The organism is Streptomyces sp. DSM 42067, assembly GCF_055792885.1.
Genome location: NZ_CM147706.1, coordinates 6,475,951 through 6,499,213 on the forward strand (window position 1 = coordinate 6,475,951; position 23,263 = coordinate 6,499,213).

The following is a 23,263-nucleotide window of genomic DNA, read 5'->3' on the forward strand; positions in this document are numbered from 1 at the left end:
CCTCAGACCCGCGCGCAGACCTCTCGCACCCGCGAGGGGTTTTTTCGTTTCCCGGACCCCATCCCGGCCGGAAGCGAGCGCCGCGCGATGATGGGGGCAAGTGGAGCCAGAGATTGAGGAGCCACTCACCGACAGGAGTCAGTCAGCCATGACCAGTCAGGCCACCGACGACAGTTCCCACGCCGCGTCCGCCGTCACGTCGGCGCAGGGCGCGGTTACCGGACAGGACGTCGCCTCCGCGCAGGGCACCGTGCCCCCGCAGGGCGCCGCGTCCGCCCATGACGCGCCGTCCGCGCAGGCCCCCGTGTCCGCGCCCCGTCTCGACGACAGCTTCCACGTCTTCGACACGACGCTGCGCGACGGCGCCCAGCGCGAGGGCATCAACCTCACGGTCGCGGACAAGCTGGCCATCGCCCGGCATCTGGACGACTTCGGCGTCGGCTTCATCGAGGGCGGCTGGCCCGGGGCCAACCCGCGGGACACCGAGTTCTTCGCCCGTGCCCAGCAGGAGATCGGCTTCAAGAACGCCCAGCTCGTCGCCTTCGGCTCCACCCGCCGCGCCGGCGCCAAGGCGGCCGAGGATCCGCAGGTCAAGGCGCTCCTGGACTCCGGCGCCCCGGTGATCACGCTGGTCGCCAAGTCGCACGACCGACACGTGGAGCTGGCCCTGCGCACCACCCTCGACGAGAACCTCGAGATGGTCCGCGACACCGTCTCCTATCTGCGCGAGCAGGGCCGCCGCGTCTTCGTCGACTGCGAGCACTTCTTCGACGGGTACAAGGCCAACCCCGAGTACGCGAAGGCCGTCGTCCGGGCCGCCTCCGAGGCCGGGGCCGACGTCGTCGTACTCTGCGACACCAACGGCGGCATGCTGCCCGCCCAGGTGCAGGTCGTCGTCTCCACGGTGCTGGCCGACACCGGCGCCCGGCTCGGAATCCACGCCCAGGACGACACCGGATGCGCGGTCGCCAACACCTTGGCCGCCGTCGACGCCGGCGCCACGCACGTCCAGTGCACCGCCAACGGCTACGGCGAGCGCGTCGGCAACGCCAACCTCTTCCCGGTCGTCGCCGCGCTGGAGCTCAAGTACGGCAAGAAGGTCCTGCCCGAGGGCGCCCTCGCCGAGATGACCCGTGTCTCGCACGCCATCGCCGAGGTCGTGAACCTGACGCCCTCCACGCACCAGCCGTACGTCGGTGTCTCCGCCTTCGCCCACAAGGCCGGTCTGCACGCCTCCGCGATCAAGGTCGACCCGGACCTGTACCAGCACATCGACCCCGAGCTGGTCGGCAACACCATGCGGATGCTCGTCTCCGACATGGCAGGCCGCGCCTCCGTCGAGCTCAAGGGCAAGGAGCTGGGCATCGACCTGGGCGACGACCGCGAGCTCGTGGGCCGCGTCGTCGAGCGGGTCAAGGAGCGCGAGCTCCAGGGCTACACGTACGAGGCCGCCGACGCCTCCTTCGAGCTGATGCTGAGGGAGGAGGCCGAGGGCCGCGCCCTCCGCTACTTCCGCGTCGAGTCCTGGCGCGCCATCGTCGAGGACCGCCCCGACGGCACGCACGCCAACGAGGCCACCGTGAAGCTGTGGGCCAAGGGCGAGCGCATCGTCGCCACGGCCGAGGGCAACGGCCCCGTCAACGCCCTCGACCGCGCGCTGCGCGTGGCCCTGGAGCGGATCCACCCGCAGCTCGCCAAGATGGAGCTCGTCGACTACAAGGTCCGCATCCTGGAGGGCAAGCACGGAACGCAGTCCACGACGCGCGTGCTGATCTCCACCTCCGACGGCGAGCGCGAGTGGTCAACGGTGGGCGTCGGCGAGAACGTCATCGCGGCGTCCTGGCAGGCGCTGGAGGACGCGTACACGTACGGGCTGCTGCGGGCGGGAGTCGAGCCCTCGGAGTAGGCAGCAGCAGAGGTAGGAGGGCTGCTGCGCTGACCGCACCCCGCCGCGCCTCCGCGGCGGGGGTCTGGCCCGTCCCGGCCCCGGCAGCACACCCCCGCCCACCGGCAGGACCTGCCCTAGCCCGGGATGACCGTATTTGCCGGATTTCCGGTACTTTCGTAGGTATGAAGGCCGTACTGATACGAGTACTCCGGGGCCCGGCACTCGTCCTTGCGGCCGCTGTCCTGGCGGTGCTGTCCGTATCGGCACCGTCCGCCCAGGCGGCCACGGACGTCGGCACGGTCGCGGAGGCCCTGCGCGACAACCCTGTCTACGTCGACCCGGACGCCTCCGGCCTGCTGCCGTCCGGCGCCGCCGACGATCTGGCGAAGGAGATCAAGGACGCCGACAAGCCCGTCTTCGTCGCCGTGCTGCCCGAGGGCTTCCCCGCGGACAACCTCTTCCAGAACCTCCGTACCGAAACGGGCATCACCGGCCTGTACGCGATCCGGCTCGGTGACCGGTTCGACGCCCGCGCGGACAGCAGCGTCCTGTCCCGCGACGCCGTCCAGAACCTGGTGACGAGCGTCCAGGGCGAGGACGCCACGACCCAGCTCAACGACTTCGTCGACAACGCCGTGCGCAACATGGGCGGCTCGGCACCGGCGTCCTGGGGCGACACCGGCGACGGCGTCTCGACCGGCGCGCTGATCGGCGTCGGCGCCGCGATCGTCGCGGGCGGCAGCGGTGCGTACGTGATCGCCCGCCGCAACCGCCGCAGGCGCGAGGAGGAGCAGCGTGCGGCCCTCGACAAGCTCAGCGTCGTCGTCGACGAGGACATCACCGCCTTCGGCGAGGAGCTCGACCGGCTCGACTTCCACCCGGCCGAGCCCGGCTCGGACGACGCGATGCGCGCCGACTACGAACGCGCCCTCGACTCCTACGAGAAGGCGAAGTCCCTGATGGCCGCCGCCCAGCGCCCCGAGGAGGTGCGAGGCGTCACCCAGGCGCTGGATGACGGCCGCTTCGCGCTCGCCCAGCTGGGCGCCCGCCGCGAGGGCCGCCCGCTGCCGGAGCGGCGCCCTCCGTGCTTCTTCGACCCGCGCCACGGCCCGTCGGTGACGGACATGCTGTGGGCCCCGCAGGACGGCGCCGAACGCGAGGTGCCGGTCTGCGCCGCCGACGCGGCACGTCTGAAGGACGGTGCGGAGCCGATGGTCCGCGAGGTCGAGACCGATGCCGGCCGCCGCCCGTACTGGGAGGCGGGCCCCGCCTACGGCCCCTGGGCGGGCGGCTACTTCGGCGGCGGTCTCCTGCCGGGCCTGCTCGTCGGCACCCTGCTCGGCAACCTGATGGCCGGCCCCGCGTACGCCGCCGGATACGGCGCCGGATACGGCGACTTCGGCGCGGACGCCGGCTACGGAGGCGGCGACGTGTCGGGCGCCGACTTCGAATCCGGCGACTTCGGCGGAGGCTTCGGAGGCGGAGGCTTCGGTGACGGCGGCTTCGGCGGTGGGGACTTCGGGGGCGGCTTCTAGGGCTGCCCTCCCTGCCCCTGTTCCCCGTGCTCCGGGACCTGTTCCCCGTGCTTCGGGACGTGGGAGAGCTTGTCCGGATTGGTGACGAGGTAGACGCCGGACACCTGGTCTCCCTCAGGGGTCAGATCCATGACCATCACGGCGTACGGGGAGTCGCCGGCGAACACCACGGCGGAGGGATCGCCGTTGACGCGCCGGTACTCGACGGCCATGCCCTCCGGGCGGCGGCGCGAGCTGTACGCGGCCAGCAGCCGGGCGACCTTCTCGCGGCCGTGGACCGGCCGCAGCGCCGATGAGCGCCTCTTGCCGCCACCGTCGGACCACAGCGTCACGTCCGGCGCAAGGATCTCCATGAGCGCCCCCATGTCGCCCCCGAGCGCGGCCGCGACGAACCGCTCGGCGGCCTCCTGCTGGACCCGCGGGTGCGCCTCGAAGCGCGGACGCCGGGCATGCACGTGCTCACGAGCCCGGTGGGCGAGCTGGCGTACGGCCGAGGGGGTGCGGTCGAGAATCGCGGCGATCTCGGTGTGGGCGTAGCCGAAGACCTCGTTCAGGACGAACACGGCCCGCTCCAGCGGGGTGAGCGTCTCCAGGATCACCAGCATCGCCATCGAGACGGACTCGGTGCGCAGCGTCCGATCCGCGGCGTCGCCGCTCTCCCCGCCGGCGCCGACCGCGGCGGCGCTTCCGGCCACCAGGGGTTCTGGCAGCCACGGCCCGACGTACGTCTCGCGCCGGCGGCGGATGACCGCCTGCCGGGCCAGCGCATGGTTCACCGCGATCCGCACGAGATACGCGCGCGGGTTCCCGATCTCCTCCAGCGGAGACCTGCGCCCTCTGCCGGTCAGCGAGAGCCAGGTCTCCTGGAGGACGTCCTCGGTGTCGGCGACGCTGGCGAGCATGTTGTAGACGATGGAGAACAGCAGCTCGCGGTGGTCGACGAAGAGCCGCGTGGCCGTGTGCAGGGGCCCACTCCCGGCCCCCGTCCGTGACGGACTCGACTCTCGTGCCGGACTCGACTCTCGTGCCGGACTCTCGGACATTCGCCCCTCCTTGGATGCTCATATCTGAGAGGGCGGCGGCCCGCAAAATTGTGACATCGACGACGGGCTGCCGGTACGAGCCCTCAGCCTGCGGCTACGGCCGGAGAGGGCCGGGCGGGCCGGGCTGACCCGGCGGCGTAGAGTCAGGCCGGATCCCCGCGCGTACAGCCCGTGATCCGGCCGGCAATGGAAGGAAAGACCGTGGAAGACGTCGTGGCAACGGTGCTGCGGCAGTGGCAGCAGGTCCGCCCCGAGCTCGACACCGCCCCGATGGCGCTCATCGGGCGGCTCAACCGCTGCTCCGCGCTGCTCCAGCAGGCGGCGGACGCCCCGCTGACCCGAGCGGGCCTCAGCCGTCCGGAGTTCGACATCCTGGGAACGCTGCGCCGCGTGGACCGGTCGCTGACGCCGAAGCAGCTGGCCCGGGAGACGTTCGCCTCCGGGGCCGCGATCACCAAGCGGGTGCGGACGCTCGAGGAGCGCGGCCTCGTCGGGCGGCGCGCGGACGAACGCGACCGCCGGGTCAGCCATCTCACGCTCACCGACCAGGGCCGCGAACTCATCGACGAGCTGCTGCCCGAGCAACTCGCCTACGAGGCCACGCTGCTGGCCGGCCTCAGCGAGGAGCGCCGCCACGGGCTCGCGACGGAACTCGGCGATCTGCTGCTGGTGCTGGAGGGACGGCTCGGGGGAGCACTCCGGCACTGACGGGGGGGCCGTGGCTCCCGGAGTCCCATGCCGGGGTGCTCCCCCAAGTCACGCTCCACTCACGGTGGTTGTACGCGGTGAACGAGCTGTACATCCGACTCGTCGGCCGGCCGTATCACTCGGCGTTCTTGATCGCCGAGATGTCGAAGTTCAGCTTGATCTTGTCGGAGACCAGCACGCCGCCCGTCTCGAGCGCGGCGTTCCAGGTCAGGCCCCACTCCGAGCGCAGGATCTCCGCCTTGCCCTCGAAGCCGACGCGCTCGTTGCCGAAGGGGTCCTTCGCGGAGCCGTTGAACTCGAGGTCGATCGTCAGCGGCTTGGTCGTGCCGAGGATCGTCAGGTCCCCGGTGACCCGGTAGTCGTCGCCGCCCAGGGCCTCGGCCTTGGTCGAGCGGAACGTCATCGTCGGGAACTCCTCCGTCTTGAAGAAGTCCGAGCTCTTCAGGTGGCCGTCACGGTCCGCGGAGCCCGTGTCGATGCTGTCCATGGTGACGTCGATGGAGGCGGTGGACTTGGCCGGGTCCGTGCCGTCCAGGTGCAGGGAGCCCGTGAAGTCCAGGAACGAGCCCTTGACGTTGGTGACCATGGCGTGGCGTGCGACGAAGCCCAGCGTGCTGTGCGACGGGTCGATCGTGTAGTCGCCGGTCAGAGCGGCGAGGTCCGGGTTGACGGCGGGCGCGGGCGCGGCGGCGACTGCGGTGTCGGTAGCGGTGTTCTTACGGCCGAAGATACCCATGACTGGCTCCTTGGGGACGAGCCCCGGCCTTGCGCCGAAGCTGTTCAACGTTCAATGACACGGACCATAGAACTATTCCGTTCAACTTTCAACTTTTCTGTGAGGGTGATTTCCATCGGTTCCCGGGTCTTTCCGGCAACCTGTCTCGCCGTTTCGGGTGCCCACTGGCGGACGCGCGTAGACCTCGGGCAGGATCTCCCTGCTCTGCCTGCACATCCGTCGCACTGAACGCACGTCAGCAGTACGAGCGCGCGTCACCGGTACGCGCGCATCACCAGTACGCACGTCATCAGAACGGTCATCAGCAGGAAGGAACCCGATGAAACTCCGCTCGGCCGTCAGCGCACTCGCTCTGATCCTGGGAGCCCTCTTCGCCCCCGGCTTCGGCGTCCTCACCGGTGCCACCGACGCCTTCGCCGTGACGAAGATCAGTCACGCCACCGCGACCTCGATGTTCCGCTCGTCCGGCATCACCTGGTCGTCGTCCGGCGGCTGCTCCGACCGCAACAACCCGACCTGTACGTCCTTCGAGCAGCTCAACCTCGCGACCGCGCAGGGCGCGCAGACCCTGAAGTCGGCCAGCGGCTGCGCGCTCAACATCACCGGCGGCACCGAGACCGGGCACGCCGGCGGCACGTACTCGCACTGGAACGGCTACAAGCTCGACTACAGCAAGTACACATGCATCGGGAACTACATCAAGAACACCTTCACCTACGTTGGCGTGCGCGGCGACGGCGCCCCGCAGTGGAAGTCCGGCGCCGGCAACATCTACGCGGACGAGGGCAACCACTGGGACGTCACGTACTACAACTGCGGCGGCTGCTGAGTCCCGAGCCGGAACCCGTCCGCCGAAATGCCCTCGAACGGGCGTAGGCTCCGGCTCGGAATCACCCCAGGGAAGGCATGTGCCGCGCATAAATGTGAGGTGGCTCTCGGGTGACGGCTTTGTGTAGTCCCTACAACGAGATGGCCCTCTGAGCAGTCAGTTCGGCTGCATCCACCTCAGGTTCTGTCAGGGGGCACCAGGAAAACGGGTCGGAGACTGTACGGAGTCGACGGCCCGTTTTGCTTGGCGGGCTTCGTAAGGTCGCTACATGACCGTTTTGGACGAGACGCCGGGTGACACGACGAGTGCCGCAGACAGTGGCACGGCGAGTGACGCGACGGTTGAGACGGCTGAGCCGACCGACTCCCGCGGCCGCGTGGCCGAACTGCACGCGATCCGTACGCAGGCGCTGCGCGGACCGAGCGACAAGGCCACCGAGGCGCAGCACGCCAAGGGCAAGCTGACGGCGCGTGAGCGGATCGAGCTGCTGCTCGACCCGGGCTCGTTCCGAGAGGTCGAGCAGCTGCGCCGGCACCGCGCGACCGGCTTCGGCCTGGAGGCCAAGAAGCCGCACACCGACGGTGTGATCACCGGCTGGGGCACGGTCGAGGGGCGTACGGTCTTCGTCTACGCGCACGACTTCCGGATCTTCGGCGGGGCGCTGGGCGAGGCCCACGCCACGAAGATCCACAAGATCATGGACATGGCCATCGCGGCCGGTGCGCCGCTGGTGTCACTCAACGACGGTGCGGGCGCCCGCATCCAGGAGGGTGTCAGCGCCCTCGCCGGCTACGGCGGCATCTTCCAGCGCAACACCAAGGCCTCCGGGGTCATCCCGCAGATCTCGGTGATGCTCGGCCCGTGCGCGGGCGGCGCGGCCTACAGCCCCGCCCTGACGGACTTCGTGTTCATGGTCCGCGAGACCTCGCAGATGTTCATCACAGGACCGGACGTCGTCAAGGCCGTGACCGGCGAGGAGATCACCCAGAACGGCCTCGGCGGCGCGGACGTGCACGCGGAGACCTCCGGCGTCTGCCACTTCGCGTACGACGACGAGGAGACCTGCATCGCCGAGGTGCGGTATCTCCTGTCGATGCTGCCGTCCAACAACCGCGAGAACCCGCCGGTCACCGAGTGCGAGGACGCGGCCGACCGCCGCAGCGACGTGCTGCTCGACCTGGTCCCGGCCGACGGCAACCGTCCGTACGACATGGCCAAGGTGATCGAGGAGCTCGTCGACGACGGCGACTACCTCGAGGTCCACGAGCGCTGGGCCCGCAACATCATCTGCGCCCTCGCCCGCCTGGACGGCCAGGTGGTCGGCATCGTCGCCAACCAGCCGCAGTCGCTGGCCGGTGTGCTGGACATCGAGGCGAGCGAGAAGGCCGCGCGCTTCGTCCAGATGTGCGACGCCTTCAATATCCCGATCGTCACCCTTTTGGACGTCCCCGGCTTTCTCCCCGGTGTGGACCAGGAGCACGGTGGAATCATCCGGCACGGCGCCAAGCTGCTGTACGCGTACTGCAACGCCACCGTGCCGAGGATCTCGCTGATCCTGCGCAAGGCGTACGGTGGTGCATACATCGTGATGGACAGCCAGTCGATCGGTGCGGACCTCACGTATGCCTGGCCGACCAACGAGATCGCGGTGATGGGCGCCGAGGGTGCCGCCAACGTCATCTTCCGCAGGCAGATCGCAGCCGCGGCCGACCCCGAGGCGATGCGCGCGCGCATGGTCAAGGAGTACAAGGCCGAGCTGATGCACCCGTACTACGCCGCTGAGCGCGGTCTCGTCGACGACGTCATCGACCCGGCCGAAACCCGCGAGGTGCTCATCCGGTCCCTGGCGATGCTGCGCACGAAGCACGCCGACCTGCCGTCGCGTAAGCACGGCAACCCGCCGCAGTAATCCCGCGAACGGCAACCTCGCCGATCCTCCGCGGTAACCCTGCGGAACCCTCTCTCACGGAGACTGAGACCCATGACCGTTCCTGCTGCTGCAGCCGCTGATCCGAGCAACTTCCTGCGCGTCGAGAAGGGGCACGCCGAGCCCGAGGAGCTCGCGGCCATAACGGCGATCCTCATGGCGCGTGCCGCCGCGCTGCCCGCCGCGGCCTCCGTTCACCGGGGGCGGAGCAAGGCCGGGTGGCGGCGGCTTGAGCGGGAGCCCGGGTTCCGGGCGCCGCACAGCTGGCGCTAGGCCTCTGGCCGGCCGGGGTAAGCGTCAAGGCCCGGCACCCAATGTGGGTGCCGGGCCTTTGTTGTGCTGTACGTGCGTCGTGGGCGCCGCAGCGAGTCAGGCTGCCCGCCGTCGGGGTGCCGCTGCGCCCACCCGTGCCGCCCCTGGGGGTACCCCCAGGCCCTTAAGGCACTGGGGGAGGCACGATTGCCCGCAGCGGCGGCGGGGCAGCGCCCCGTAAGGGGCGCGGGGAACTGCGCGACCAGCCCCCACCGGCCCCGCAGCCTCGTCACCGCACTTCCCAGCGGAGCGCTTAGCGCAGGCGGGCCATCAACGCGTGCTCCACCAGGGTGATCAGGGCGCTCTTGGCGTCTGCGCGGTGGCGGGCGTCCGTCGTGATGATCGGGGTGTCGGGGCCGATCTGGAGGGCCTCGCGGACCTCGTCGGGGTTGTAGGGCTGGTGCCCGTCGAACCCGTTGAGGGCGATGACGAAGGGCAGGCCGCTGTTCTCGAAGTAGTCGACCGCGGGGAAGCAGTCGGCGAGACGGCGGGTGTCCACCAGCACGACGGCGCCGATGGCACCGCGTACGAGGTCGTCCCACATGAACCAGAAGCGGTCCTGACCCGGCGTACCGAACAGGTACAGGATCAGGTCCTGGTCCAGGGTGATACGGCCGAAGTCCATGGCCACCGTGGTGGTGGTCTTGTCCCCGGTGTGCGTCAGGTCGTCGATGCCCGCGGAAGCCGAGGTCATCACGGCTTCGGTACGCAGCGGGTTGATCTCCGAGACCGCGCCGACGAACGTGGTCTTGCCCACGCCGAAGCCGCCCGCCACCACGATCTTCGCGGAGGTAGTGGAGCGGGCTACATCGCCGCTAGAGCTTGCGAAGTCCACTGAGCACCCTTTCGAGCAGTGTCACGTCAGGCTGGCCGCCGGCGTTCTCGTCGCCGCCGGGCTGATGGATGGCGACAAGTCCGGCCTCCGCCAGGTCGGCGACGAGGATCCGGGCAACGCCGAGGGGGATGGTGAGAAGTGCCGAGATCTCAGCGACTGACTTGATCTCCCGGCACAGGTTGCAGATCCGCTGATGCTCGGGCAGCTGCCCCTGCATCTGGTGCGGCTGCGCCGTGGTGTGCACCAGCGCCTCGATGGCGAGCTGGTACCGCGGCCTGGTGCGCCCGCCCGTCATGGCGTAAGGGCGCACCAGAGGGTTGTGCGAGGCCCCGCCGGGCGCCGGCTCGGGGGCGCGCCGCGGCGGCTGTACGGGCTGGATTCGGGGCGCCTGCGGCTGGTCGTACGGGGATGGTCCAGGAGCCGGCTGGTGCGGCTGCTGGGGGACGTACGGCTGACGCCGCTGGCTCGGCGCAGAGGGGAAGTTGTACCGGTTCGCCGAACCGTCACCCTCGCCCTGACCATGGCCGTAGGGCCAGTTGGCCGAGGACGAACCATCTGGGGGTGTTGCCACTTTTTCCTCCTCCGACTGCGCCGGGCACCCGTTACGGTGGGGTCGCGTCCCGAAACTTTAAGGCCACGGGACGCGAATACGCACTGTCTGTCTGTTAGTTGAGAAGGCTGCCCTGGAGCTCGGCGCGCAGATCGGGCGTGAGGACCGAGCCCGCACGGTCGACGAGAAGCGCCATCTCGTACCCGATGAGGCCGATGTCCGCTTCGGGGTGTGCGAGGACCGCGAGCGACGAGCCGTCGGAGATGGACATGATGAAGAGGAATCCTCGCTCCATCTCCACAACCGTCTGGTTCACGCTGCCGCCCTCGAAGATGCGGGAGGCACCGGCCGTGAGGGAGGTCAGGCCGGAGGCGACGGCCGCCAGCTGGTCGGCGCGGTCGCGCGGAAAGCCTTCGGACATCGCCAGAAGGAGTCCGTCGGCGGAGACCACCACGGTGTGGGACACCCCGGGGGTGTTGTCCACGAAGTTGGTGATCAACCAGTTCAGGTTCTGTGCCGCCTGGCTCATCGGGCTCACACTAACGCTCCTGGTTGTAGGTGCTGTCAGGACCGAGGCCCTGGCCGTTCGTGTCACTACCTGCATTGCGTCCCCGTTCGACGCCCCGGCGCAGGTTGCTCAACCTGCCCCGGATCTCCTCGGGGGCGCGGGAGACCTGGGGGCCGCCCTGCGGGGTCTGTTCAGCGGTGCCCTCGACCAGATTGGCGCGGGGCACCCGCCGCGGCAGGCCTGAGGGGGTGACCCCGCCCGCCTTGGGCTTGCGAAGCGACCCGGCGCGCTGCCACCGCTCGTCGTTGGCCGAGCGCCAGTCGTCGTCGTCGCCGCCGCCGTTGCCCGCGGGCAGATCCCGTTCCTGGCGCTGCTGCAGGCTGTCCTGACCGGTCTCCGGCTGCTGCCACTGCTGCGGGCCGGTGGGGGAGCCTCCGTTGTTGCTCGCGGGGGAGCCGCGGCGCGGAAGGCCGGCGTCGGTCAGGTGGTGGCCGCCGCCCGAAGTCGGTCCCGGACGCTCGAAGCCTACGCGGTCCTGCGGGTTTCCGTCAGCGGCCCGAGCAGATTCCGTTTCCGGAGCGTACTCGGACTGATACGCACCCTGGTACCCCGTCTGCTGCTGCCAGTCGCCCTGGCGGGGACGGGCGCCGAAGCCGTTGAAGGACTCCTGGCCCGGACCCTGCTGGTCCGGCTGGGACGCCTCCGCATAGGCCGGGTCCTGGTAGCCGCCCGAGCCCTGGAAGTACCGCTCGTCGTACGCGTTCTGCGGCTGCTCGTCGTACGCGCCGTGCTGGTTGTCGTACGCCACCTGCGGGTCGTCGTACGGGCGCTGCTGCTCGTACGCGGCACCGTCGTACGACGGCTGCTGCGGGCCGGTCTCGTCGCCGAACACACGGGGCTCGCCGATTCCCTGATGGGGCCCTGCCTGGGCCTCCAGAGCGGCACGGCGCTCCTCGCGCATCAGCGAACGGCCGACGGGGTCCAACTCGCGTATGTCGTCCGGGACCTCGCCGTAGCGGCTGTCGTCGAAGCCGAGCTCAGCCGCCGTGCGCAGCGGTGCGACCTCGTAGGCCTCCTGCCGCGGGATCATCGACGAAACCGTGAACTCCGAGTCCGGCACCTGGCCGCCGCCACCATGGGTGATCGCGTCCGGCAGCATGACCAGCGAGGTCGTACCGGCCTGCTCGCCCGAGGGGCGCAGCTGGACCCGGATGCCGTGGCGGTCGGACAGCCGGCCGACCACGAACAGGCCCATGCGCTGCGAGATCGCGGCGTCCACGGTCGGCGGGTTGGCCAGCTTGTGGTTGATGTCCGCGAAGTCCTCGGCGGTCAGGCCGATGCCCTTGTCGTGGATCTCGATCATCACGCGGCCGTCGGGGAGACGGGTGGCGGTGACACGCACCTTGGTCTGCGGCGACGAGAACGTGGTGGCGTTCTCGAGGAGCTCGGCGAGAAGGTGCACGAGGTCGGTCACGGCGCGGCCGTGGATCTCGGCCTCCGGGACACCGGAGAGCTCGATGCGCTCGTACTGCTCCACCTCGGAGGACGCGGCGCGCAGCACGTCGACGAGAGGCACCGGCTGGTCCCAGCGGCGGCCCGGCTCCTCGCCGGCGAGGACGAGGAGGTTCTCGCCGTTGCGGCGCATACGGGTCGCGAGGTGGTCCAGGCGGAAGAGGTTCTCCAGCTGGTCCGGGTCGGCCTCGTTGTTCTCCAGGTCGGTGATCAGGGTCAGCTGGCCCTCGATCAGCGACTGGTTGCGGCGCGAGAGGTTGGTGAAGATCGCGTTGATGTTGCCCCTCAGCAGGGCCTGCTCGGAGGCGAGCCGGACGGCCTCGCGGTGCACCTGGTCGAAGGCGCGGGCGACCTCGCCGATCTCGTCCGTGCTGGTGATCGGGATGGGCTCGACGCGCGTGTCGACCCGGCCCGGGTCGGTGCGCGAGAGCTGGTCGACCAGCATCGGCAGACGCTGCTCGGCGACGCCGAAGGCGGCGTTGCGCAGGCGGCGCATGGAGCGGCTCATCTGGCGCGCGACCATACCGGCCAGGAGGAACGCGGCGAGCAGGGCGACCACGACGGCGCCACCGGTGATGAACGCGTCGCGCTGGGCGTCGTCGGCGATGGCCGAGGCCTCGTTCACGGCCTTGTCGGCGAGGTCCGACTCGATGGCGGTGTACGCGTCGAACCTGGCGGTGTTGACCGCCCACCAGTTCTCGGCGGTGACGCCCTGCGTGGCGAGGGCGACCCGGGCGCTGGGCTGCGTGGTGGACAGCTGGGCGAGAGCACCGACCATCGTCTCGGTGTCCGGCGGCGGGACATAGGTCTCGCCCTTCGCCTTGGCGGCCGCGGCGGCCGCCTTGGCCTTCTTCTCGCCGTCCGCCTCCAGCTCCTTCTGCAAGTCCGCCAGCTTGGCGCGGTCGGCCTGGGTGCCACCGCCCTCGTACTCGTCGATGGCGACGCGCTCGAGGTAGGCGAACGAGGAGAGAGCGACGCGCTGCTGGCCCAGGCTCGTGGCGGTGGGACCGGGCTTGACCAGCAGATGCATACCGAGGGAGCGCTCGAGGGAGACGCAGCCCTTGGCCAGCGTGATGGCGTAGACGGTGCGGCCGTAGCTGGTGATGTTGCCGGTGCCCAGGCCGAGCTCGTTGGCGAACTCCGTCAGCGGGTGCTGGATCGCGACGTAGCCCTCTTCGGTCTTCGCACCGGGGAGCTTGCTCGTGTAGGCGGCGTTGCGCAGGTCCTCGAGGCCGGGTTCGACCTTCCGGAACGTGTCGAGGCGGCGCAGCAGGCCGTCCCGCTGCGGCATGTCCTCGACCGCGGCGTCGAACTGGTCGGCCGCGTCGTCGGTCGCTGCCTGCGCCTTGGTCACCGCCTCGGCGTCACGGTCGCCCTTCAGCATCGGTTCGGCGGAGATGTCGCGCTCGTCGATGAGACGGTCGGCGTATGTCAGGGCGGCGCGCACCAGGCGCGCCGTGCTCTCGGCGTCCCGGGCCTCCTGCCAGGTGTCGATCGAGCCCTTCACCTGGAAGCCGCCCATGACGAGGCCGACCAGCACGGGTATGAGCAGGATCGCGTTCAGCCGGGTCGGCACCCGCCAGTTGCGTGGGGAGAGCCGGCTGCCGCTCGGCGCCGGCGCCGACGGCTCGGCACCGGATGCATACGCGGGCGGCGCCGCTCCGCGCGGCGGCGGGGTGAAGTTGCCCCGTGCCGACGGCTCGGGACTGCTCTTGCTTCGCCTCACTCGACCAACAACCTCTCGGCGTCGGCACGTACGTTGTGCCGCTGTGTGTCCTCAGGCCCGTCTACTGGGCAGTTCAGCCGCATTCCAGCACGTCAGGCGGTGGTCTTCCAAACAGTGGGAAGCGGAAGTTCCAGGGGCGGTACGCCCCAGATAAAACGGTCATAAAGAGCGAGCCCCGCCAAAAGGCGGGGCCCATATGAGCACAGTGAGATCAGGCGACCGCGACGCGTGGCGATGGCACCGAAATTCTCTGTCGAAACGTTATGAACACCAAGGCTGACCGTGTCAAACGACACAAGCGCCTCCAGGGCAACTACGGCAACTGCCGTATGGAGATGCCTACTTGACGTTCTACTTCAAGCGTGCCATGAGTGCGTGCTCCACCAGCGTGATCAGGGCGCTCTTTGCGTCCGCACGGTGGCGGGCGTCCGTTGTGATGATGGGGGAGTCCGAGCCGATCTGCAGCGCTTCCCGCACTTCGTCGGGGGTGTAGGGCTGGTGCCCGTCGAACCCGTTGAGGGCGATGACGAAGGGCAGGCCGCTGTTCTCGAAGTAGTCGACGGCCGGGAAGCAGTCGGCGAGACGGCGGGTGTCCACCAGCACGACGGCGCCGATGGCGCCCCGTACGAGGTCGTCCCACATGAACCAGAAGCGGTCCTGACCCGGCGTACCGAAGAGGTAGAGGATCAGGTCCTGGTCCAGGGTGATACGGCCGAAGTCCATGGCGACGGTGGTCGTCGTCTTGTCGCCGGTGTGCGTCAGGTCGTCGATGCCCGCGGACGCGGTCGTCATCATGGCCTCGGTGCGCAGCGGGTTGATCTCCGATACCGCGCCGACGAACGTGGTCTTGCCGACGCCGAAGCCGCCGGCGACCACGATCTTCGCGGAGGTCGTCGCCCGCGCTCCGTCAGAGCTTGCGAAGTCCACTGAGCACCCTTTCGAGCAGTGTCACATCAGGTGCACCGCCGTTGTTCTCGTCGCCGCCGGGCTGATGGATGGCGACGAGTCCGGCCTCGGCCAGGTCGGCGACCAGGATCCGGGCCACGCCGAGCGGCATCGACAGCAGCGCCGACACCTCCGCCACCGACTTGACCTCACGGCACAGGTGGCAGATCCGCTGGTGCTCGGGCAGCAGCCCCATCAGCTGGGCCGGGTCGGCCGTGGTGCTGATCAGCGCCTCGATGGCGAGCTGATACCGCGGCCTGGTCCGCCCGCCGGTCATCGCGTACGGACGGACCAGCGGCTGGTCGCCTTCGTCGCCGTACGGCGCGTGATGTGCTCCGTACGGGTCGTGAGAGGCGGTGGGCGGGGTCATGGATCCTCCGGGTGACAGCAAGGGGTTTGCGTGCCGTCTGACAGAGCCGGTGGGGGGAATGCGGGTTTGGCGGCCGGACGGTGTGTTCGTACGTCGTGTGGGGGTTTGATCGTACGTTCGGTGGGGCCGGTGGGTGGGCTGGATCGGAGTGTCAGTGGAGCAGGCTGCCCTGCAGTTCGGCGCGGAGGTCCGGCGTGAGCACGGCACCGGCGCGGTCGACCAGCAGGGCCATCTCGTAACCGACGAGGCCGATGTCGCACTCGGGGTGCGCCAGGCACGCCAGCGACGAGCCGTCGGAGACAGACATGAGGAACAGGAAACCGCGCTCCATCTCGACCACCGTCTGGTTGACGGTGCCGCCCTCGAAGATGCGGGACGCGCCCGCGGTCAGCGAGGTCAGGCCGGAGGCCACGGCTGCCAGCTGGTCGGCGCGATCGCGCGGGAAGCCTTCGGACATCGCCAGAAGGAGGCCGTCGGCGGAGACGACGACGGTGTGGGACACCCCTGGGGTGTTGTCCACGAAGTTGGTGATCAACCAGTTCAGGTTCTGTGCCGCCTGGCTCATCTGACTCAACTAACGCTCCTGCTGGTGAGTGGGGCGGGGGAAGCTGCCGGTCTGGCCGGTACCGGCCTGCCGACCCTGCTGGATGCCCCGACGGAGATTGGTCAGCCGTCCGCGTACGTCATCAGGCGCACGCGACACCTGCGGACCGGTCTGGTGCTGTTGCTGCTGAGCCGTGCCCGCGACGAGGTTCGCGCGCGGCACCCGGCGAGGCAGTCCTGAGGTGGTGACACCGCCGGCAGAGGGCTTGCGGACCCGCTCGGCCTGCCGGACGAGCTCGTCGTTCGGCGTGCTCCGCCAAGCGGTGGTCGCGGGCCCGCCCGAGGCCGCCTGGGAGGCGGCCGTGGGGGCCGGAGGGGCCGGAGCAGCGGGCGCCTGCGGCTGGGTCGGTCGCTGCTGCGGGTCGGTCGGCTGATCGCCGCCGCCCTGCTGGCCGTGGAACCAGTTGGTCTCGAGCGTGTCGTACAGCGGCGTCCGGCCGTCACCGGGGCCGGCCGGCGGCAGGGCCTCGGGCTCCCGTACGGGGCCCGAGGGCTGCTGCGGAACGCGGTCCGCGCGGGGGGCCGGCGGCCGCGGGGCGCTGTGGCCGCCCCGGGTGTCGAAGCCTTCCCGGCCGCCGCGCGGCTGCGCGCCGTTGGTGCCGGGCCGCTCGAACTGCCCCGTGGAGGCGCTGTCCTGAGCTGCGTGCTGCGGAGTCTGGTAGCCCTGCACCGGGAACTGGCCGGTACCGGAGGGGTTCGGGTCGCCGAAGACGTCCGGACGGACGAACTGGCCGGTGTGGCCGGGCGCGTTGGCACCGGGGCCCTGAGGGTGCTGGCTGCCGGGCCGCGGACCGTCGAAGTCGGGGCGCGCGAACTCCGCGGTGGAGCCGGGGCCCTGGCGGTCGTCGGGGACCGGGCTCGGGTAGCGCGCACCGGGGCCGGGGCCCTGACGGCCGTCCACGCGCGGGATCGGCGCCGTGGACTCCGGCTCCTCGTGCCCGCGGGGAGTGTCGAGCGAGGCGCGGGACGCGGCCGGCTGACCGGTGTCGTTGCTCCAGGCCGGCGTGCTCGGGACCCGGGGCTTGGGGTTGCCGCCGGGCAGCTCGGCGCGCGGGCCGCCGCGCGGCGGAAGCTGGGGCGCGCGTCCGTCGTCGGCGGATCCGGCATGTGTCTGGGCCGCCCGGGGACCGCTGTGCGGCGGACCCTGCCGGAGCGTGCCCGCACCGGCACCGGCGGGGGCGGGCCTGCCAGGGCCCTGCTGGGGAGCTGAGGGGCCGTCCTGCGGGCCGCCGAAAAGACCGCCGCCTCCAGGCCCGGACTGCGGGCCCGGACGCCCGGGCTCCGGGTCGCGCGACGGCAGCGCCGCGCGGGGACCCGCTCCGGCGCCGACCTGTCCGCGTGGCGCAGGACCGGCACCCAGCCGGCCCGCGCTCGCACCGGCGCCGACCCCGCGGCGTGCGGCGGCAGCGCCCGCGGCGGCCTGAGCCGCCGCCGGACCGCCGGACCCGCCGGGGCCGGGCTTGCCCGGAGCCTTCTTGCCGCCCTGTGCGACATCGACGGGAAGCATGACCAGCGCGGTCGTACCACCCGAGTCGGACGGGCGCAGCTGAATGCGGATGCCGTGGCGCTGCGACAGACGGCCGACCACGAACAGACCCATGCGGCGGGAGACCGACACGTCCACGGTGGGCGGCGAGGCGAGCCGCTCGTTGATCGCGGCGAGGTCCTCGGGGGAGAGGCCGATGCCGGTGTCGTGGATCTCGATCAGCACACGGCCGTCGGGCAGCGCGTGACCGGTGACCTTGACCTTGGTCTGCGGCGAGGAGAACGACGTCGCGTTCTCGAGCAGCTCGGCGAGCAGGTGCACGAGGTCGTTGACGACGCGTCCTGCGACCTCGGTGGCCGGCACCGCGGCCAGCTCGATGCGCTCGTACTGCTCCACCTCGGAGGCGGCGGCACGGAGCACGTCGACGAGCGGAACGGGGCGCGTCCAGCGGCGGCCGGGCTCTTCACCGGCGAGAACGAGCAGGTTCTCACCGTTACGGCGCATACGGGTCGCGAGGTGGTCGAGCTTGAACAGCGAGGACAGCTGGTCCGGGTCGGCCTCGCGCGACTCCAGCTCGGAGATGAGCGACAGCTGACGCTGGATCAGACCCTGCGACCGGCGCGAGAGGTTGGTGAACATCGCGTTGACGTTGCCCCGCAGCAGCGCCTGTTCGGCGGCGAGGCGGACGGCTTCGCGGTGCACGTCGTCGAAGGCCGCGGCAACCTGGCCGATCTCGTCCCGCGAGTGCACACCGACCGACTCGACGGAGGTGTCGACGTCCTGCGGGTCGGACTCGGAGAGCTCCTTGACCAGCTCGGGCAGGCGGTCCTGGGCGACCCTGGTCGCGGTGTCCTGCAGCCGCCGCAGCGAGCGGATCATGGACCGCGCGACGACGAACGCGCCGACCAGCGAGATGCCCAGCACCAGCAGGATCACCGCACCGCTGAGGTAGGCCTCGCGCTCGGACTCGTTCCGCAGCTCACGGGCCTTCTGCTCCATCTGGTCGAGCAGAGTGAGCTCGATCTTCGCCATCTGGTCGATCTTGGCGGAGTCCGCGTCGACCCAGTCCTTGTAGGAACGCTTGTCCTGCAGGGGCAGACCGCCCTCGCGCAGCGCGCCCTTGGCGTAGGCGTTGGCGGCCGTGATGGTGGGGTTGCCCTTGTCGATGGGCTTCGTCAGCTCCGCGGCGTTGCCGCCGTAGCTGTTGTAGATGTTGGTGAAGGCCGTGCGCTCGGACTCCTCGTTGTCCGCGGCGGCGGACGCGTAACGCCGGTCGGTCTCGGAGAGCTTGCCCACCTGGCTGTCGTTCGCCGGCAGGGCGGCAGCGATGATCGCCCGCTGCACCGAGGCGTACTCCTTGGCGTTGGAGAAGGCCGCCAGGGCGCGGGTGCGCTGGATCATCTCCGGGTTGCTCGTCGCCTGCGCCATGTCCGTGGAGAGCGACAGCAGCTGCTCGATGAGGCGGCTGTAGGCGTCGACGGTCTGGGAGGAGTTGGTCCGGTCGTTGTAGGCGTCCTGGCGGATGCTCCTGAGCGTGGCCAGCTCGCGTTGGATCTGCAGGACGTGGTCGCGCACGCCGTCGAGGCTCTGCCCGTCTTCGGCGTCCTGGATGTCGCGGGTGGCCTGGACGAAGGCCTTGATCTGGTTGTCCGTCGTCTCCCGCGGACCCTTGATCGAGAAGTCCGAGGTGTCGCCGTCGTGGCTGAGCGGGCCCGCCGACTGGTCGCGCTCGTCCTGGAGCGCGGCCGCCAGATCGGTCGCCTGCTTCGTCATCTCCGTCAGCAGCTTCATGTTGTCGAGCTGCTGGATGTCGTCCATGGACTCGCTGATGCGCAGTGCGCCGAGCGAGGTCGCGGCGACCACGGGGAGGGTCATGAGCGCGACCAGGCGTGTGGAGATGCGCCAGTTGCGCAGGGCTATGCGAGAGCCGGGGCCCACCGGGGCCTTCGGTTTCGGCTGTGACGCGGGCAGACCCGCGGCCGGCGCACCGGTGCGGGCTCCGCGTTCACCGCCGTCGCCGGACGGCCCCTGGCCGGGGCTCTGGGCGTGCTGGGGCGAGGAGCCGCGGTCGGTCCCGCCCTGCGGCTCCTGCTCCGCCGCAGCGCTGCCATCCCTCTTGAAACGTCCCTGCACTAGCGTCGCAACCTCTGGACCAGGCGTCCCCCCTGTGACGGCGGGACGGTGTCGGCGTCGTGGGGCGGTGAGTCCCCATGGTGGTCGTGAGTGACCGGCGCTGCTTCCCCTTTCCACCGCCGCTCGGCGCTGCGTTGCGCCCCCAGCGCGCCGGTTTGAATCTGCGGCGGTCCCGCGAATTTCAGCACAGTGCAGGATCTCCAACAAGGCCCGAGGGGCAGGGGACGGCCCCTGTCACCTGCTGTGAGGGATGGGTTACGTGGCGTAGAAGGAGTTCCTGTACATAACGGGCGTTTGCCGCGAGATCCCGGCCGTTACGGACTGTCCCAGTCGGCATGATCGGGAGCGGAATGATGCCTTCAGTTATGCAATGTCCGTTTCTTCGCGGCGAGTTGATGGCCTGAATTGACCCATTTGCCCACTCGCTCGTGAGCAAACTCACATAAACATCAAGGGGTGTTCCCGGCTGTGGCTGGGAATTGCACGTTTAACCTGGCGCTTTACAGGGATGGGGAATCCGACAACCGGCGCCGGCAGCGCCCGTATGGACAAGGTCTCGAGCGACAGATGAAGACGACGATGATGTTCCGCAACATAGCCAATCCGCGGCGGACGACGCTGGCGCACCTCGAGGACGCCGACGAGATGACGACCGCGGTGGAGCTGCCGGAGCACCCCGTCGACCTGCCGACGCAGACGGCCAACCCGCGCCGCACGATTCTGACGGAGATCCCGGAACGGGCTTCGGCGGCGTAGCGGAGGAGCCGCTTTCTCCGGCTCTGCTCACCGTGGTGGTGCCGCCCCGGGGGCGGCACCGGCCAGGCCGCGCACTGATGGCGCGAGGAGCGCGCCCCCGCCGCGTTAGCCTGGAGCGTCAGACTCCAGCCAGCGGAAAGTGGGGCGCAAGAATCCCGTGCGCATCGCCAGGTTCTCCATCGACGGGAACGTCGCCTTCGGCGCGGTCGAGGGCGACAAACCGGACGAGCTCGTCCTCGACATCATCAAGGGCATCCCGTTCGCGGACTTCGAGCTCTCCGGTACGAAGGTCCCGCTGGCCCCTTCTGATTCACAGACAAGGGTCCGGCTGCTGCCCCCCGTGCTCCCGAACAAGGTCGTGGCCTTCGGCCGCAACTACGCGGAACACGCCAAGGAGCTCGGCAACGAGGTGCCCGAGGCGCCCTTCGCCTTCTTCAAGCCGTCCACCTCGGTGATCGGCTCCGGCGACGAGATCGCCTACCCCTCCTTCTCGCAGGACCTGCACCACGAGGCCGAACTGGCCGTGGTCATCGGCCGCATGTGCCGCGAGGTCCCGCGGGAGCGCGTCAAGGACGTCATCCTCGGCTACACCTGCGCCAACGACGTCACCGCCCGCGACGTCCAGAAGCGCGAGAAGCAGTGGGCGCGGGCCAAGGGCTTCGACACCTCCTGCCCCCTCGGCCCCTGGGTGGAGACGGATCTCGACCCGTCCGACCTCACGATCCAGTGCACGGTCAACGGTCAACAGCGCCAGCTGGGTCGTACGAGCGAGATGATCCACCCCGTCGAGGATCTGATCGTGAACATCTCCGAGGCCATGACGCTGCTCCCCGGCGACGTGATCCTCACGGGCACCCCGGCAGGGGTCGGCCCCCTCAGTGTCGGCGACGAGGTCGCCGTCACCATCGAAGGCATCGGCACTCTCACCAACAAGGTGATCAAGCGTGGCTAACGCGAACGTCCGCGTACGTTTCTGTCCCTCGCCGACCGGCAACCCCCATGTGGGCCTGGTCCGCACCGCCCTGTTCAACTGGGCGTTCGCCCGGCACACCGGCGGCACCATGGTCTTCCGTATCGAGGACACCGACGCGGCCCGCGACTCCGAGGAGTCCTACAACCAGCTGCTCGACTCGCTGCGCTGGCTGGGCCTCGACTGGGACGAGGGCCCGGAGGTGGGCGGCCCTCACGCGCCGTACCGCCAGTCGCAGCGGATGGACGTCTACAAGGACGTCGCGCAGAAGCTCCTCGACGGCGGATACGCGTACTACTGCTACTGCTCGACGGAGGAGCTGGACACCCGCCGCGAGGCCGCCCGCGCTGCCGGGAAGCCGTCCGGCTACGACGGCCACTGCCGCGTGCTGACGGCCGAGCAGGCCGAGGCGTACCGGGCCGATGGCCGGGAGCCGATCGTCCGCTTCCGCATGCCCGACGAGCCGATCACCTTCACCGACCTGGTCCGCGGCGAGCTGACGTTCACGCCTGAGAACGTTCCGGACTACGGCATCGTCCGCGCCAACGGCGCGCCCCTCTACACGCTCGTCAACCCGGTCGACGACGCGCTGATGGAGATCACCCACGTGTTGCGCGGCGAGGACCTGCTGTCCTCGACCCCGCGGCAGATCGCCCTCTACAAGGCGCTGATCGAGCTGGGCATCGCCAAGGAGATCCCGTCCTTCGGCCACCTGCCGTACGTGATGGGCGAGGGCAACAAGAAGCTCTCCAAGCGCGACCCGCAGTCGTCCCTGAACCTCTACCGCGAGCGCGGCTTCCTGCCCGAGGGCCTGCTCAACTACCTGTCCCTCCTTGGCTGGTCGCTCGCCCCCGACCGCGACATCTTCTCGCTCGACGAGATGGTGGCGGCCTTCGACATCGCGGATGTGAACCCGAACCCGGCCCGCTTCGACCTGAAGAAGGCCGAGTCGATCAACGCCGACCACATCCGGATGCTGGACCCGAAGGCCTTCGTCGAGGCCTGCGGCCCGTGGTTGAAGGCCCCGGGCGCCCCCTGGGCGCCGGAGGACTTCGACCAGGCGGCGTGGGAGGCCATCGCCCCGCACGCCCAGACGCGCCTGACCGTCCTCTCGGACATCACCCAGAACGTGGACTTCCTCTTCCTGCCGGAGCCGGTCGAGGACGAGGCGTCCTGGACCAAGGCGATGAAGGAGGGCTCCGACGCGCTCCTGAAGACGGCCCGCGAGAAGCTCGCCGCCGCCGACTGGAACGCGGAGGCCCTCAAGGCGGCCGTCCTGGCCGCCGGCGAGGAGCACGGCCTCAAGCTCGGCAAGGCTCAGGCCCCGGTGCGCGTCGCCGTCACCGGCCGCACGGTCGGCCTGCCCCTCTTCGAGTCCCTCGAGGTCCTGGGCCGCGAGAAGACCCTGGCTCGCGTGGACCGGGCCCTGGAGAAGCTCACCGCGTAGCACAGCACCGTTGTGGGCAATCGTTCCGCAATGGCTGGGGGAGCGTGGGCACAACCCATGACGACGGGCGCCGTGGGACATGGGCTGTGCCGACCAGTTGGCGGTCCCCCGGCGGAAGGGCGGCCACTCCGGCTGCGAGGGCAGGCGGGCTAGGGCTGGGCTTGGTGCCCAGCCCGACGCCGCCTGCCCTCGCAGCCCGCCCCACCGGGTGCCATTCTGATGGTGTGGGCGCCTTGCCTCGAGGCGGCGCGATTCAGGCATGGCTTCGTCCGAAGCCTGCATCACGGCCGTCTGCTTATCTCCGGGCCTCTGCCTGCCCCTGCGCTGGGCATGGAGGGGAGGTCGGGTGACGACATGCGCGATGACGGCGGTGCCGGTTCCGGGCTCCCGAGGCCGAGGGCGGACCTGGCCGGGGCAGTCGAGGCCGGTCCGCGCCCTTCGGCG

Annotated in this window: 19 protein-coding genes; 9 read left to right on the forward strand and 10 right to left on the reverse strand. The window is 70.1% G+C overall.

Features of this window, described 5'->3' with window-relative positions; translation table 11 throughout:
* Positions 1–148: 148 nt before the first annotated feature.
* On the forward strand, positions 149–1,906 hold the full coding sequence (cimA, locus tag ACSMXV_RS29390) for a citramalate synthase (protein WP_473174200.1): 1,758 nt from the start codon (positions 149–151) through the stop codon (positions 1,904–1,906).
* A gap of 164 nt (positions 1,907–2,070) precedes the next feature.
* Positions 2,071–3,423 (forward strand): hypothetical protein, encoded by a 1,353-nt coding sequence (locus tag ACSMXV_RS29395; RefSeq protein ID WP_473174201.1) that lies wholly within the window; start codon positions 2,071–2,073, stop codon positions 3,421–3,423.
* Here ACSMXV_RS29395 and sigJ read toward each other — a convergent pair.
* A complete protein-coding gene (sigJ, locus tag ACSMXV_RS29400) occupies positions 3,420–4,466 on the reverse strand; it encodes an RNA polymerase sigma factor SigJ (RefSeq protein ID WP_473174202.1) in 1,047 nt (348 codons plus the stop codon). The two genes, ACSMXV_RS29395 and sigJ, sit on opposite strands and share 4 nt — an antisense overlap.
* Positions 4,467–4,652: 186 nt before the next feature.
* Between sigJ and ACSMXV_RS29405 the strand changes: the two genes are divergently transcribed.
* Positions 4,653–5,174: a MarR family winged helix-turn-helix transcriptional regulator gene (locus tag ACSMXV_RS29405; RefSeq protein ID WP_181655653.1), complete on the forward strand. Its 522-nt coding sequence runs from the start codon at positions 4,653–4,655 to the stop codon at positions 5,172–5,174.
* A 115-nt stretch (positions 5,175–5,289) separates the two neighbouring features.
* On the opposite strand, the gene ACSMXV_RS29410 is transcribed toward ACSMXV_RS29405, so the two are convergent.
* Positions 5,290–5,910 carry a YceI family protein gene (locus ACSMXV_RS29410; protein WP_473174203.1) on the reverse strand — a complete coding sequence of 207 codons (621 nt, stop codon included), beginning with the start codon at positions 5,908–5,910 and terminating at the stop codon, positions 5,290–5,292.
* 319 nt (positions 5,911–6,229) lie between these two features.
* Between ACSMXV_RS29410 and ACSMXV_RS29415 the strand changes: the two genes are divergently transcribed.
* From ACSMXV_RS29415 to ACSMXV_RS29425, 3 genes are all read left to right on the forward strand, one after another.
* On the forward strand, positions 6,230–6,739 hold the full coding sequence (locus ACSMXV_RS29415; RefSeq protein ID WP_473174204.1) for a hypothetical protein: 510 nt from the start codon (positions 6,230–6,232) through the stop codon (positions 6,737–6,739).
* A gap of 268 nt (positions 6,740–7,007) precedes the next feature.
* Entirely contained in the window at positions 7,008–8,648 is a 1,641-nt protein-coding gene (locus ACSMXV_RS29420) for an acyl-CoA carboxylase subunit beta (RefSeq protein WP_473174205.1), read from the forward strand.
* Between the two features lie 72 nt (positions 8,649–8,720).
* On the forward strand, positions 8,721–8,939 hold the full coding sequence (locus ACSMXV_RS29425; RefSeq protein WP_473174206.1) for an acyl-CoA carboxylase subunit epsilon: 219 nt from the start codon (positions 8,721–8,723) through the stop codon (positions 8,937–8,939).
* A 292-nt stretch (positions 8,940–9,231) separates the two neighbouring features.
* Here ACSMXV_RS29425 and ACSMXV_RS29430 read toward each other — a convergent pair whose 3' ends face one another.
* The 8 genes from ACSMXV_RS29430 to ACSMXV_RS29465 form a co-directional block, all read right to left on the reverse strand.
* Entirely contained in the window at positions 9,232–9,813 is a 582-nt protein-coding gene (locus ACSMXV_RS29430; RefSeq protein ID WP_181655657.1) for a GTP-binding protein, read from the reverse strand.
* A complete protein-coding gene (locus ACSMXV_RS29435; RefSeq protein WP_473174207.1) occupies positions 9,794–10,384 on the reverse strand; it encodes a DUF742 domain-containing protein in 591 nt (196 codons plus the stop codon). Before ACSMXV_RS29435 ends, ACSMXV_RS29430 begins: the two co-directional genes overlap by 20 nt.
* A 94-nt stretch (positions 10,385–10,478) precedes the next feature.
* Complete coding sequence (locus ACSMXV_RS29440; protein WP_039658182.1) at positions 10,479–10,892, reverse strand: roadblock/LC7 domain-containing protein; 414 nt, start codon at positions 10,890–10,892, stop codon at positions 10,479–10,481.
* 10 nt (positions 10,893–10,902) lie between these two features.
* Entirely contained in the window at positions 10,903–14,109 is a 3,207-nt protein-coding gene (locus tag ACSMXV_RS29445) for a sensor histidine kinase (protein WP_473174208.1), read from the reverse strand.
* Positions 14,110–14,460: 351 nt separating this feature from the next.
* Positions 14,461–15,036, reverse strand: coding sequence for a GTP-binding protein (locus tag ACSMXV_RS29450; protein ID WP_181655660.1), 576 nt, complete (start codon positions 15,034–15,036; stop codon positions 14,461–14,463).
* Positions 15,017–15,424: a DUF742 domain-containing protein gene (locus ACSMXV_RS29455; protein ID WP_181655661.1), complete on the reverse strand. Its 408-nt coding sequence runs from the start codon at positions 15,422–15,424 to the stop codon at positions 15,017–15,019. Before ACSMXV_RS29455 ends, ACSMXV_RS29450 begins: the two co-directional genes overlap by 20 nt.
* Positions 15,425–15,575: 151 nt before the next feature.
* Positions 15,576–15,989 (reverse strand): roadblock/LC7 domain-containing protein, encoded by a 414-nt coding sequence (locus ACSMXV_RS29460; RefSeq protein WP_181655902.1) that lies wholly within the window; start codon positions 15,987–15,989, stop codon positions 15,576–15,578.
* 9 nt (positions 15,990–15,998) lie between these two features.
* Positions 15,999–19,646 carry a sensor histidine kinase gene (locus tag ACSMXV_RS29465; RefSeq protein ID WP_473174209.1) on the reverse strand — a complete coding sequence of 1,216 codons (3,648 nt, stop codon included), beginning with the start codon at positions 19,644–19,646 and terminating at the stop codon, positions 15,999–16,001.
* Positions 19,647–20,213: 567 nt separating this feature from the next.
* On the opposite strand from ACSMXV_RS29465, the gene ACSMXV_RS29470 reads away from it, so the two are divergent.
* The 3 genes from ACSMXV_RS29470 to gltX all read left to right on the forward strand — a co-directional run bounded on the left by ACSMXV_RS29470 (position 20,214) and on the right by gltX (position 22,819).
* Entirely contained in the window at positions 20,214–20,402 is a 189-nt protein-coding gene (locus ACSMXV_RS29470; protein ID WP_473174210.1) for a hypothetical protein, read from the forward strand.
* A 157-nt stretch (positions 20,403–20,559) separates the two neighbouring features.
* Positions 20,560–21,354 (forward strand): fumarylacetoacetate hydrolase family protein, encoded by a 795-nt coding sequence (locus tag ACSMXV_RS29475; protein WP_473179100.1) that lies wholly within the window; start codon positions 20,560–20,562, stop codon positions 21,352–21,354.
* On the forward strand, positions 21,347–22,819 hold the full coding sequence (gene gltX, locus ACSMXV_RS29480) for a glutamate--tRNA ligase (protein ID WP_473174211.1): 1,473 nt from the start codon (positions 21,347–21,349) through the stop codon (positions 22,817–22,819). The genes ACSMXV_RS29475 and gltX overlap by 8 nt, the downstream gene beginning before the upstream one ends.
* Positions 22,820–23,263 lie beyond the last annotated feature (444 nt).